Raw genomic sequence first — 14017 nt, forward strand, 5'->3', positions numbered from 1 at the left:
CCTTCAGCTGCCCGCCCTTGACGGCGGCCTGCTCCTTCAGCCGGCCGCCCTTCACCACGGCCTGCTCCCTCACCTCGGCGCCTTTCTGCCGGGCGCGCGCCCTGACGTCGGTCTTGGCCGCCAGAGCCTGCACGGTCTCTCCGAGTTCGGTACGGGTCCGCTCGACCTGCTCACGCAGTTCCTCGGGTCCGGCGGTGGGTTCGTCGTGCGACGGCCTGGTCATCGGTGTGCACTCTCCTTGATCGTGGCCACGTCGGCCTTCACGTTCTCGACCGTCTGCTCGGGCGTGGGCGGCGCCGCCCGGCCGACCTGCTGTTTTCCGCTCATGGCCAGCACCGCGGCGATCACACCGAGCACCGCCGTGACGACCAGCCCGGCCGCCCACACCGGCAGCACCAGCGCGAGCGCGGCGATCACGCTGGCCACCAGCGCCTGGAGCATCAGAAACCCGACGACGCCGGCACCGCCGAACAGGCCGCCGCCCTTGCCGTAGCGCCTGCCCTTCTCCTTCATCTCCGCCTGCGCCAGCCTCAGTTCGCCGCGCACCAGTTCGGTCAGCTGCTGCGAGGCCCGCTGCACCAACTCGCTCACCGGCTCCTGGCCGGTGCGGTCCGCGCTCCGGTCCACCGAGGCGTGGTGCGACTGCGTACTCGACACGGAGCTCACCTCCCGTTCCTGTCCGTTCCGCTGACCGCCGGGCCCGTCACGCCCGGCGGTCCGATACGCGCGCGAGTACCCCGAACAGCGGGATCAAGGACAACTGCCCGGATCAGAACGGAAGCGTCGCCGCGTCGTCGAGGCGGACCGCGCATTCCAGCAGCAGTGCGTGGACGAACGCCTGGGGCAGGTTGCCGCGCAGCTGACGCTGACGGACGTCGTACTCCTCCGCGAACAGCCCGGCCGGTCCGCAGGCCGCCCGGGTCCGTTCGAACCAGCGCAGCGCGCCGACCCGGTCTCCGAGGCGGTCGGTGGCCAGCGCCATCGTGAACCCGCAGAGCAGGAAGGCCCCCTCCGCTTCCCCCAGGGGGGTGTCCCCGTGCACGAAGCGGTAGACGTAGCCGTCCTCACCCAGGCGCTCCTCGACGAACCGCCGGGTGATCGCGCCGCTGGGATCGTCGGCGGGCGGGCAGCCGCGGGCCAGGGGAGTGAGCAGCGCGGCCTCCGGGCCGTCGTCGTCCTCGGCCCGGCGCCACCGGCCGTCGGGGCGCAGACAGCGGCGCCGGGTCTCGGCGAGGATCACCTCGGCGTCCTGTGCGCAGCGCCGCGCCACCGGGGCGTCCGGCAGCGCCGCCGCCAGTCGCCGCAGCCCGCACACGACGCTCAGCCGTGACTGGGTCCACCAGCGGTCGTCGAGCTCCCACAGTCCGGCGTCCGGCCGCGTCCAGTTGTTTTCCACCGCGTCGACCGCGATGGTCGCGGCCCGCTCCGCGTCGGGCGTCAGCCGGTCGTGGTGAGCGGCGGCGGCGAACAGTTGGAGGGCCTCCCCGAACGCGTCGAGCTGGAACTGCTCGGCCGCCCTGTTGCCGATCCGGTCACTGCCGCCGGGATAGCCGGCGAGCGCCAGCCGTCGTTCGCCGGGCACCGGCCCGCCGTCGACGGTGTACGCGGGGTGGAGGCCCGCCCCGTCCGCGAGGACGCGTTCGGCGGTGAACCGTACGGCGCTGTCGAGCAGTTCGTGCGGGCCGTGGGCGGCGACGGCCAGACCCGCGTAGCACTGGTCACGTACCCAGGCGAACCGGTAGTCGTAGTTCCGCCCGGTGTCGGCGCGCTCCGGCAGCGACGTGGTGGCCGCGGCGACCATGCCCCCGGCCGAGCTGGTCAGCCCGCGCAGTACCGCGTAGGCGTGCCGGGCGTCGCGCGGCGTGGCCAGGGTGGAGCAGTCGGGTACGGCCCGCCGCCACGCCTCCTCGGTCGCGGCCCACAGCGCGTCCGGATCCGGCGGCGGCCCCGGGTCCCCGCCGGACAGCTCCAGCACGAGGTCGTGCTGTTCTCCCTGGCCCAGCCGGACACTCCCGTGCAGCGTGGGCCCGGCGGTCCACGCGGCCTCCGGCGCGCCCGCGAGCCGCATGCGCAACCCGCCGGCCCCGGCGGTCCAGCATCCCTCCTCCAACCGGGGAGCGGACACCCGGTCGGCACCGAAGCCGGGCCGCGGCGCGAGGGTGAGCCGCAGCCGGGCCTCGCCCTTCTCCACCCGGATGCGCCGCAGCAGCACCAGACGGTCCCCGGACGCCGGCATCGCCAGGGCGTTCCGGCACTCGATCACGGCGTCGGGGGTCACCCAGCGGCTCACGAAGACGAGGCTGCCGTCCTCGTAGCAGCCGCCCCACACATGCCGGCGGTCCTCCGGCTCGACACCGAAGAAACCGTCACCGCCCACCAGGGCGGAGAACACCGCGTCGCTGTGCCACCGGGGTGCGCACAGCCACACGATCCGGCCTTCGGGGTCCACGACGGCCGCGCGTTCCCCGTCGGCGAGGACCGCGTACCCGCGCAACGCCCACGGCGGGCAGCCTCCGTCCCCGACGCCTTTCCACTCTTCCGCACTCCTGTCCATGACACGCCGAGTTTCCGGCAGCCGCCCCGCGAAAACCGCAGGCGGGGCAGCCGCCGAAGCGGCGCACCGGACGGCGGCGGGTCCGGGGGCGACAGGTGTGAAGCCCCGCGGGCGAGGTACCCGTGGGCCATGCGGGGAGACCGCCGTGGCAGGTGACCGGACGGGGCCGGCCGCCCGACCGGGCGGGTGACGTCAGGGGGCGCCGGCGCCGGCGCCGGTGTCCGGGACGACCTGGACCGTGTCGCCGACGGCACGTTCCCCGGTCGCGTCGGACGGCGTGTTGACGAGGGCGCCCTCGACGGCCATGGCGGTGGAGCCGCCGCCGTCGAGGTTGAGCGCGTCGACGGCGCCCAGGGAGCGCATGAAGGCGGCGGCCTCGGTGAGCGTGAGGCCCTCGCTGACGCCGGGCTGCCGGCCGTCGACGGTCACCAGCAGAAGCCGTCCCCGGCCGTCGACGCCGGCCAGGGTGCGCGGCTGGCGCGTGTTGGACCAGGCGAACCCGAAGGACAGGTCGAGGGGGTCCAGGGTGCCTTCGGTGGCCGCGTCGACGTGGATACGCCCGTCCCGGACCAGGGTCGGCGCCGCGCTGACGACGCTGTCGTGGGCGCCGAGGCGGATCCGGCGCCCCGTGGCGGTGTCGCGGACGGCCTCCCGTACCTCCAGCCGACGGCCCGTCCGGGCGTGGTCGGTGAGCCAGCCGGCCGCCGTCCCGGTGCCCTGGAGGACCGAGCCGCCGACGGGTACGGAACCGCCCCGGGCGCCGCCGGAGACGACCACGCCGTGCCGGTCCAGGACCACCTGGACACCGGACCCGGTGGGCAGCGGCGCCCGGAAGTCGGAGGTGAACTCCACCAGGTCGTCGGCGAGGGCGCAGGTGACGTCCTGGCGGGGGAGCGCGGTGGGTACGGCGCCGGGACGGCCGCAGTTGCGCACCTTGCCCGGCGCCCGGTTGATGCCCTGCACCGCGCGGCTCGCCGCGCCGGCGCGGACGGTGACGGTGGTGGACAGTCCGGCGATCCGGGCCCGCCGGCCGCCGTTCTGGAGGACCAGCGCGGCGCGGGAACCGGCCGCCATGGACTGTAGTTCGCCGTGCACCGCGGAGAGTCCGGCCGAGGTGCCCTGGACGCCGTCCGCGTCGGAGGTGACGAAGAAACCTCCGTTGACGCCCACCAGGGAGCCCAGCCGGGCGGCGACCGCGGAGGTCCGCTCGCGGTCGGCGGCGTCACCGCCGTCGCTGACCTCGATGGTGCCCCGCAGCCGGGCCGGGTCGATTACGGCGACGTGGACGCGTTCCGCGTCGGCGGGCTGCCGTCCGTCGTAGCCCGTCCATTCCACCGCGGTACGGAAACCGGCCGCGGTCACCGCGGAGTTGAGGGTCCGGGCCGCCGTCTGCGTGGCGTACTGGCCGACCCTGACCTGCCATCCCATGGTGCCGCGGGGCGTGTCGGCGTACCGGTCCCAGGTCACCTGCTCCAGGCGCGGCGCGAAACCGGCCGCCCGCAGCCGCTCGGCGGTGGCGTCGGCCCAGGCCCGGTCCGCGAGCGGGGCCCAGGTGGCGGCACCCGTGAGCCGGTCGACGGCCGGGGCCTGCACGGTGACCGCCCAGACACCCGCGGCGGCCGGGTCGCTCAGCACTCCGGTGCGCACCTGGACACCGGGTGCGACGTCCCGCACGGTCCACGAGAGGGCGTCGGCCACCGGAGCGGCACCGGCCAGGGAAACGGCACCGGCGGTCACGGGAACGGCGGTCACGGGAACGGCGGTCACGGGAACGGCAACGCCGGCCGCGCCCGCGTCGGCGGTCGCCGGTGCCGCGAACGCGAGGACCGCCACGGCGGTCCCCAGCGCGAGACCGCGTCCCGCTCCGCGCCGCACACCGGGTCCGGGGAGCCCCAAGGATCGGGTGCGTCCGGCGCGTCCGGTGGGTCGGGTGCGTCCGGGTCTCTTCACGGTGACGGACATGTCCCTCCTGGCATACGTCTCCCACGGCGCCTCCCGGCCTGCCGGCACCGTCCCCGCCATCCCAACTCCGTCCGGGGACGCCCGCGTGAAGAACGGCGGCCGTCGGAGGAAAGCCTGGCTGACATCTCCGGCAGCGGTGTTCTCCCGCCCCATTGTGTTGAGCCTTGTGGCGCCTTACTGTTCGGCTTTGCCTGAGTCTGTTCGATCCTGATTGCTCAGGCGGATGGAGGCCGCAGTGTGGGGTAGTCGGATCCGTTCAGCGGGCGAGAGACCCGGCAGACGCCGGTGGTGGCGGGCGGCTCTCGCCGCCACCGCGACCATCGCCCTGGCCGTGGGCACGACGGGGCCCGCCGCCGCCCGGGACGTCGGCGGGACGCCTCCCGCCGCCGCGCCCGCGGCCGGCCCGCAGCCGCACACCGTGACCCTCGACGGGTACTCGTTCCTCGTCGACGGCAGACGCACCTACCTCTGGTCCGGCGAGTTCCACTACTTCCGGCTGCCGAGCCCGGACCTGTGGCGCGACATCTTCCAGAAGATGAAGGCCGCCGGGTTCAACTCCACCTCGCTGTACTTCGACTGGGGTTACCACTCGCCGAAGCCCGGGGTGTACGACTTCACCGGGGTACGAGACGTCGACAAACTGCTCGACATGGCCCAGGAGGCCGGCCTCTACGTCATCGCCCGCCCGGCGCCGTACATCAACGCCGAGGTCGACAGCGGTGGCCTGCCCGGCTGGCTGACCACCAAGGCCGGCGACAACCGCAGCGACGACCCCCGGTTCCTGAAGTACGCGGACGAATGGCTGACCCGGATCGACCGGATCATCGCCCGCCACCAACTCACCAACGGCACCGGGTCGGTCATCGCCTACCAGGTCGAGAACGAGTACTACAACGGCTCCGCCGCCGGCCGCTCCTACATGCAGCACCTGGAGGACAAGGCCCGCGCCGACGGCATCACCGTCCCGCTGACCGGCAACAACAACGGCACCTTCAACTCCGGCACCGGCGCCCTGGACGTCGACGGCCCCGACTCCTACCCACAGGGCTTCAACTGCTCGAACCCCTCGAAGTGGAACGGCGTCCCCGACATCAGCTACGACCACCCCGCCGGAAAACCCCTGTACTCACCGGAGTTCCAGGGCGGCGCCTTCGACCCCTGGGGCGGACCGGGCTACGACAAGTGCGCCCAGCTGATCAACGACCAGTTCGCCAACGTGTTCTACAAGCAGAACATCGCCGTCGGCGCCACCGCGCAGAGCTTCTACATGACCTACGGCGGCACCAACTGGGGCTGGCTCGGCATGCCCGAGAACTACACGTCGTACGACTACGGGGCCGCGATCCGCGAGACCCGGCAGCTCGACCCGAAGTACTACGAGGACAAGCTGATCGGGTACTTCACCCAGTCCGTCGCCCCGCTGACCAAGACCGAGACGATCAGGGCCACACCGCCGGACGACTCCGCGATCGTCGACACCGCCCGGATGAACCCCGACACGAAGACGCAGTTCCACGTCCTGCGGCACGGGAACTCCACCTCGACGGCCCTCGACAGGACTCACATCTCCCTGGACTTCAACGCCCAGCCCGCCACGGACACCACCTACACCTGGGACGACCCCGACTCCGCGCTCCAGTACAGCGGTTCGTGGTCGCACGTGGCCGACACCAGCTACACCGGCGGCGACTACAAGCACACCGAGTCCTTCTCCAAGCAGGCCGGTGACTCGCTCACCGTCCCCTTCGACGGCACCGCGGTCCGCTGGATCGGCTCGAAGACGAACAACCACGGCTACGCCGACGTCTACCTGGACGGCACCAAGCAGACGACGGTCGACGACTCCGGCTCCGAGAGCCAGGCGGTTCTCTTCCAGAAGACCGGCCTGGCAGCCGGCGCGCACACGCTGAAGATCGTCGTCACCGGCAGCCACAGCTCGGCGTCCACGGACAACTACGTCGCCGTCGACGCCGTCGACGTACCCACCGCCGACACCGCGACACCGACCTACCCGGTCGTCCCGCAACAGCCGGGCACCGCGATCACCCTCGACGGCCGTGACTCGCACGTCATCGTGGCGAACTACCGGCTCGGCGACTCGCAGTTGCAGTACTCGACCTCGGAGATCATGACCAGCGAGACCATCGGCGACCGGGACGTGGCCGTGCTCTACGGCGACGCCGGCAGCGACGGCGAGACGGTCCTGCGCTACTCCTCCGAGCCCACCGTGACCACCAGCGACGGCACCGCCGCCACCACCTGGGACCCGGCCACCGGCGACCTCCGCCTGAACTACACGCACAAGGGCCTGATCCGGATCAGCATCAGCGGCGGCGGCAAGCGCCCGCTGCTCCTGCTCGTCGCGGACAAGGCCACGGCGAAGACCTTCTGGCGCCAGGACACGTCGGCCGGCCCGGTCCTCGTCCGCGGCACCCACCTGCTGCGCACGGCGACCAGCCTGGACGGCGGCCACACCCTGGCGCTCACCGGCGACAACGCCGACGACAAGGACATCGAGGTGTTCACCGACGCCGACCGGGTCACCTGGAACGGCCGGACCGTGCGCACCCGGACCACCGGCACGGCGAGCCGCACCGGACAGATCCCGGTCGCCGCCGCGGTCCACCTCCCGGCGCTGACGAACTGGAAGCACACCGAGGAGTCCCCCGAATCCGCCCCCGGTTTCGACGACTCCAGCTGGCAGGTGGCCGACAGAACGACCACCAACAGCGTCTCCGGCGCCGGCACCCTGCCGGTGCTCTACGCCGACGACTACGGCTTCCACACCGGCAACACCTGGTACCGCGGCCGGTTCCGCACCACCGGCAAGGAGACCGGCGTCCACCTGGTCTCGGACTCCGGCGGCGACGCGCAGGCCTTCTCGGCCTGGCTCAACGGCACCTTCCTGGGCAGCTCCACCACGGGCAGCGCCGACCTCACCTTCCCGGCCGGCGCACTGAGGTCCGAGGGCGACAACGTCCTCTCCGTGCTCACCGTGAACATGGGACACGAGGAGGACTACAACTCGACCAACGGCAACAAGACGGCCCGCGGCCTGACCAGCGCGTCCCTCGTCGGCGCCCCGCTGACCTCCGTCACCTGGCGCGTCCAGGGCGTACGCGGCGGCGAGGACCTGAAGGACACGGTGCGCGGCCCGCTGTCGACGGGCGGCCTGTACGGCGAGCGGGCCGGCTGGTCCCTGCCGGGCTACCCGGACGCCAAGTGGAACAAGGTGACGCTGCCGACCTCCGACACCCGCCCCGGGGTCTCCTGGTACCGCACCGACGCCGAGCTGGACCTGCCGCACGGTCAGGACACCTCGGTCGGGCTGACGTTCACCGACGACGCGGCACGCAAGTACCGCGCCACGATCTTCGTCAACGGCTGGCAGCTCGGCAACTACGTCAACTACCTGGGCCCGCAGCACACCTTCCCGATCCCCGACGGGATCCTGAACCCGAACGGCCACAACAGCATCGCCATCGCCGTCTGGAACCTGGACGGCAGCACCGGCGGTCTCGGCGAGGTCTCGCTCACCGACTACGGCAGCTACGCGTCCTCCCTGCGCGTCGCGCAGAACGACAGTCCCCGCTACGACGCCCGCACGTACGCGATGCCGGAGCGTCCCGGCGCCGACGTCACCCTGGACGTGCCCGACACCGCGCAGCCGTCGCAGTCCTTCACGGCCCGCACGACGGTGCGGGTGCCCGCGAACGGAGCGTCCGCCACCCGTCTCACGGCCTCCCTCGCCGCCCCCGACGGCTGGCGCGTCGGCGCCACGAGCCCCGCATCGGTCGACCGGGTGCGCCCCGGCGGTTCGGCCACCTTCACCTGGAACGTCCAGCCCCCGGCGGGCACCCTGCCGTCCGCCTCGGCACTCACCACCACGGTGGACTACGTCCAGCACGGACGACAGGCCACCGGGACCGACGAGCGCATCGTCGGCGGCATCCCACCGGCGCCGCCGGCCGGGAAGAGCGCGGTGAGCGACCTGCCGTTCCTGTCCGCCACCAACGGGTGGGGCCCGGTGGAGCGCGACAGCAGCGTCGGCGAACAGGCGGCCGGGGACGGACGGCCGCTCAGCATCGCCGGGGTCGGCTACGCCAAGGGACTGGGCACCAACTCGGTCAGCGACGTCCAGCTGTACCTCGCCGGGAAGTGCTCACGCCTGACGGCCGACGTGGGCGTGGACGACGAGACGAACGGCGCGGGCACGGTCACCTTCTCCGTCATCGCCGACGGCAGGACCCTGGTGACCACGCCGACGGTCCGGGGCAAACAGGCCGCGGTGCCGGTCGACGTCGACGTCAGCGGCGCCCAGGTGGTCGACCTCAAGGTCGGCGACGCCGGCGACGGCAACGGCAACGACCACGGCGACTGGGGCACACCGACCCTGACCTGCGGATGAAGCCAAAGCGCAGAACGGATGGAGCACGGAACGGAGCACGGAACGGAGCGCGGACGAGAAAAGACCGGGTGGGCGTCGGCACGTCCTGCTAACGTCCTCGGCATGAAGCGTGCCGCTGTGACGACGACGCCGGAGAACGTCCCGGCGCGCTGACCGATGTCCTAGTCGAAGCCCCGGGGCGAGTGCCCCGGGGCTTCGCCGTGTGGTCACTCGCCCGCTGTCCGCGAGGAGACCGCCATGCCCGACCACCGCAAACTCGGCCGTGAACTGGGCCTGTTCGACACCGACCCGCTGATCGGCGCGGGCCTGCCGTACTGGCTGCCGGACGGCGCGACCGTACGGCACACCCTGGAGGAGTACATCCGTACCGCCGAGCGCCGGGAGGGGTACCACCACGTGTACTCACCCGTCCTCGGCAAGCGCGAACTGTACGAGATCTCCGGGCACTGGGCGCACTACAGCGACGACATGTTCCCCCCGATGGAACTCGGCGGGGAAAACGTGGTCCTGCGCCCGAGCCTGTGCCCCCACCATGCGCTGATCTACCGCTCCCGCCGGCACAGTTACCGCGAGCTGCCGCTGCGCATCGCCGAACTCGGCGGCATGTACCGCTCCGAACTCTCGGGCGTGCTCGGCGGCCTGACCCGGGTGCGGGCCATCCAGCTGAACGACGCGCACGTCTTCTGCACCCTGGAACAGGTCGCCGAGGAGGCGTGGGCCGCACTGGAGATGATCCGCCGGGCGTACGAGGCCCTCGGCATCACCCCGGCCCGCTACCGGCTCTCCCTGCCGGGGCCCGGCGGCAAGTACGTCGACGCGCCCGAGATGTGGCAACGGTCCGCCGCCCTGCTGACCGACGTCCTCGACCGCTCCGGACTGCCCTACGAGGCAGCCGGGGGTGAGGCCGCGTTCTACGGCCCCAAGATCGACGTCCAGGTCACCGACGGAGCCGGCCGGGAGTCCACCCTGTCCACCGTCCAGGTCGACTTCCACCAGCCCGAGCGGTTCGACCTGCACTACATCGGCGCGGACGGTGCCGGGCACCGCCCGGTCATGGTCCACCGCAGCATCATCGGCAGCGTGGAACGAGCCGTCGCCCACCTCCTCGAACAGCACGGCGGTGCCTTCCCGGCCTGGCTCGCCCCCACCCAGCTGGTCGTGCTCCCGGTCTCCGGCGCCGAACTGCCCGCCGCCGCGGCCCTCGCCCGTCGCTGCGCCCGTCTCGGACTGCGCGCCGAGATCGCGGACCCGGAACAGGGCAGCCTGGGCGCCCGGGTCCGAGCGAACCGCCTGGTCCCGTACCAGGCCGTCGTCGGCGCCGCGGAGGCCGCCGGCGACCAGGTCGCACTGCGCCTGCGCGACGGCCGTCGCCTCCCCGCGCAGCCAGCCGACGACGCGCTCGCCCGCATCACCGGCCTCGTGACCACCCACAGCCCCCACCTCTGGCCCGACGCCACCGCATGACAGGTGTGCCCGACCGTCACGAACAGGTGACTCCTGCCCCAAAGCGGCTCCAGTGCCCCAGTCGCCGACTACCGTCGTCGTTCCTACAGCAATCAGGGGGGACGATGACCAACCCGTACAACATGCCGCAACCCACCGGGTCCATACCCAAGTGGGCGCGCAAGAGAGTCGTACTGCCCGCTCTCGCCGTGGCGTTCGTCGTCGGCATCGCGGCGGGCGGCAGTGGCGACGACGGAAAGAGGGCGGTCGCCGACGACAAGCCGCGGCCCACCGCGACCGCCACCGTCACGGCGACGGCGACCGCCACGGAAACCGCCGCACCCGAACCGGCGCCCACCGTCACCGAGACGAAGACGGTCAAGGTCAGGGTGACCGTCACCGCCGACTCGGCCGGGGGAGGGGCCGTCACCTCCGACGACGACAGCAGCGGCGGCAGTGGCAGTGGCAGTGGCAGTGGCAGCGGCGGTGGCAGCGCCTACTACGCCAACTGCACCGCCGCCCGCGCCGCCGGGGTCACCCCGCTCTACCGCGGCGATCCCGGATACGACTCGCACCTCGACCGGGACGGCGACGGCGTCGCCTGCGAATGACCTGAACCGACCGCGACAGGCCCGCCCCGACGTCCGGTCGGGACGGGCCCGTTGGCGTCATCGTTGACATGTCCCTGCCTTGTGGCTAGCTTCCGAGGAGTTCCCCTCTTCACGGTTCCTCACGGATCTCCACGGCTGGACAACGTTGTCACCAGCTGAAGACAACGTTGTCAGCCTCTCACTCCCGAGCAGGAGGAGAAATCCCTGTGATGACACGACTGTCGAGACCTCCCGGAACCATGGCGATCGGTCTCCTCGCCGCCGCTGCGCTGGCCGCCGCCGGACTGTGCACGCCGGCCTGGGCGGCCGGGAGGGCCGCGCTCGTCACCGCGCCGGCGACCCTGGTCAACCCGTTCGTCGGCACGTCGAACCAGGCCGACGACTTCCCGGGCGCCGACGTCCCGTTCGGCATGGTGCAGTGGAGCCCGGACACCCCGTCACGCCCCGACGGCGGGGGCTACGAGTACAACGACTCGTCGATCACCGGTTTCAGCCTGACCCACATCGCCGGCCCGGGTTGCGGCGCGGCCGGTGACATACCGGTGCTGCCCACGGTGGGGGCCGTGAACACCGGTGCGACGGACGCGTTCTCGCATGCCGGCGAGTCGGCGTCGGCCGGGTCGTACAAGGTCGTCCTGAACAACCAGGTGACCACGGAACTGACCACCACGACACGCAGCGGCATGGCGCGTTTCACCTTCCCCGCCACCAGCCAGGCGAACCTGGTCTTCAAGCTGACCGGCAGTCAGAACGGCGCCACCTCGACGCAGTTCACCAAGGTGTCGAGCACCGAGGTGAGCGGGCAGGTGACCAGCGGCCACTTCTGCGGTGCCGGGAACACGTACACCGTCTACTTCGACATGGTCTTCGACCGGCCGTTCGCCTCGCAGGGCAGTTCGGCGGCGAAGACGTCCACCGCCGCCACCCCGGCGCCCGCCACGGCGTCGCAGAACGCCGCCGAGAGGCCGAACAAGCCGGTGCTGCACGGCACGAACCCCGGCGTACCCGGCCCGAAGTCCACCAGGTCCGCGAAGTCCGCCGCGGCCGGCGCCGCCCCGGCCGCCGCCGCCTCCAACGGCTACGTCACCTTCGACACCACGAGCAACCCGGTCGTACGGGCCAAGGTCGGGATCTCCTACGTGTCGGTCGCCAACGCGGTCGCCAACCGGACCGCGGAGAACACCGGCTGGGACTTCGACGCGACCCGCACCGCCGCACAGAACGCCTGGAACAGCGCGCTCGGCAAGGTGCAGATCGCCGGCGGGACGGCCGCCCAGCAGCAGACCTTCTACACCGCGCTCTACCACTCCCTGCTGCACCCGAACGTGATCAGCGACAGCAACGGCCAGTACTACGGCTTCGACGGGAAGACCCACACCGTGGACGCCGGCCACGGCGCCGTGTACGCGAACTACTCCGGCTGGGACATCTACCGTTCGCAGGCACAACTCGAAGCCCTGGTCGCTCCCCAGGTCGCCTCCGACACCGCACAGTCGATGGTCGACGACTACACGCAGACCGGGATCTTCCCCAAGTGGTCGGAGAACAACGGCGAGTCGTACGTCATGGTCGGTGACCCGGCGGACGCCGTCCTCGCCGACTACTACGCCTTCGGCGCCCGGAACTTCGACGCCTCCACCGCCCTGGCCGACATGGTCCGGCAGGCGAGCACGGCCAACAACGACCGCCCCGGCCTCGCCTACCTGAACTCACCCGGATACCTGCCGCACGACGGCAGCTACGGCTGCTGCAACTTCTACGGCCCGGTGGCGACCACCCTGGAGTACGACACCGCCGACTTCGCGCTCTCCGCGATGGCCGGAGCGCTCGGCGACACCGCCGACCAGAAGACGTACGCCAACCGCGCACAGGACTGGCGCAACGTCCTCGACCCGGCCTCCGGTTTCGTGGAACCCCGTAACGCGAGCGGCTCCTGGACCGGTGGGTTCGACCCCACCAGCGGCACCGACATGGTCGAGGCCGACTCGTGGATCTACACCGGCATGGTTCCCTTCGACATCGCCGGCCTGGCGCGGGCCAAGGGCGGCAACACCGCGATGAACCACTACCTGGACACCGTGCTGCGCAGCTACACCGGCGCCGGCGGCTACGCCTGGGTGGGCAACGAACCCAGCATCGAACTGCCGTGGGAGTACGACTACACCGGACAGCCCTACAAGACGCAGGGCACGGTCCGGGCGATCCAGGACCAGATCTGGTCGAACACCCCGGGCGGCCTGGCCGACGGCAACGACGACCTCGGCGCGATGAGTGCCTGGTACGTCTGGTCGGCGCTCGGCATGTTCCCCGAGACACCCGGCACCTCCGATCTCGCCCTGGGCTCACCGCTGTTCACCCAGGCCGTCATCACCCTTCCCTCGGGCAGGACACTGACGGTCAACGGCAACGGCGCCGCCGACAACGCGCCCTACGTGCAGTCCGCGGCGTGGAACGGCACGGCGTGGAACAACGCCTACGCTCCCACCACGGCGATCACGGCCGGCGGCACCCTGGACTTCACGCTGGGCACCGCCGCCAACACGTCGTGGGCGACGTCGGCCGCCGCGGCCCCGCCCTCGTACGCGGGGGACACCACAGCGCCGGCCCCGCCGCGGATCGGTACGCTCGCCTCGGCGGTGGGCTCCGCCCTGTGCGCGGACGTCGCCTCCTCGGGCACCTCCGACGGCACCCACGTCCAGATCTGGGGCTGCGACGACACGTACGCCCAGGACTGGATCGTCGCCGGTGACGGAACGGTCCGGTCCCTCGGCAAGTGCCTCGACGCCGACCACAGCGGAACCACCGACGGCACCCTGATCCAGCTGTGGACCTGCAACGGCACCGGAGCCCAGCAGTGGACCGCCGGAACCAACGGGTCCCTGGTCAACCCCGAGTCGAACCTGTGCCTGGACGACCCCGGCTCCTCGACCACGAACGGCACCCAGCTCCAGCTGTACACCTGCAACGGAACGGCGGCGCAGAACTGGAAGCTGCCGGGCTGAGGCGTCCGCACGGCGCGTCCCCGGGTGTCCGGGCCCC

General features: G+C 71.9%; 7 protein-coding genes and 1 pseudogene. 4 read left to right on the top strand and 4 right to left on the bottom strand.

All coding sequences use genetic code 11. The features are described from left to right. The 4 genes from AAW13_RS21340 to AAW13_RS21355 form a co-directional block, all read right to left on the bottom strand. The coding region (locus AAW13_RS21340) for a DUF3618 domain-containing protein (protein ID WP_143145026.1) at nt 1–223 on the bottom strand (223 nt) is incomplete at its 3' end. Next, a complete protein-coding gene (locus AAW13_RS21345; protein ID WP_046728940.1) occupies nt 220–591 on the bottom strand; it encodes a phage holin family protein in 372 nt (123 codons plus the stop codon). The genes AAW13_RS21345 and AAW13_RS21340, both read right to left, overlap by 4 nt. 178 nt (nt 592–769) lie before the next feature. Further along, nucleotides 770–2554, bottom strand: a complete 1785-nt coding sequence (locus tag AAW13_RS21350) for a glycoside hydrolase family 15 protein (protein ID WP_046728801.1) — start codon at nt 2552–2554, stop codon at nt 770–772. 192 nt (nt 2555–2746) lie between these two features. Further along, the gene (locus AAW13_RS21355) at nt 2747–4306 is read right to left on the bottom strand and encodes a phosphodiester glycosidase family protein (protein ID WP_046728939.1); all 1560 of its coding nucleotides are present in this window, start codon (nt 4304–4306) and stop codon (nt 2747–2749) included. Between the two features lie 433 nt (nt 4307–4739). Here AAW13_RS21355 and AAW13_RS21360 point away from each other — a divergent pair, with 433 nt between their 5' ends. The 4 genes and pseudogenes from AAW13_RS21360 (at nt 4740) to AAW13_RS21375 (ending at nt 13980) form a co-directional block, all read left to right on the top strand. Continuing rightward, nucleotides 4740–8924, top strand: coding sequence for a beta-galactosidase (locus AAW13_RS21360; RefSeq protein ID WP_079178893.1), 4185 nt, complete (start codon nt 4740–4742; stop codon nt 8922–8924). A 231-nt stretch (nt 8925–9155) separates the two neighbouring features. After that, a pseudogene (gene thrS / locus AAW13_RS21365) lies at nt 9156–10388 on the top strand (threonine--tRNA ligase); the annotation flags it as partial. Between the two features lie 104 nt (nt 10389–10492). Then, complete coding sequence (locus AAW13_RS21370; RefSeq protein WP_046728798.1) at nt 10493–10978, top strand: excalibur calcium-binding domain-containing protein; 486 nt, start codon at nt 10493–10495, stop codon at nt 10976–10978. Between the two features lie 209 nt (nt 10979–11187). Further along, nucleotides 11188–13980 carry a lectin gene (locus AAW13_RS21375; RefSeq protein ID WP_240528673.1) on the top strand — a complete coding sequence of 931 codons (2793 nt, stop codon included), beginning with the start codon at nt 11188–11190 and terminating at the stop codon, nt 13978–13980. Nucleotides 13981–14017 lie beyond the last annotated feature (37 nt).

The sequence above is a fragment of the Streptomyces humi genome (assembly GCF_001005085.2).
Lineage (GTDB): Bacteria > Actinomycetota > Actinomycetes > Streptomycetales > Streptomycetaceae > Streptomyces > Streptomyces humi.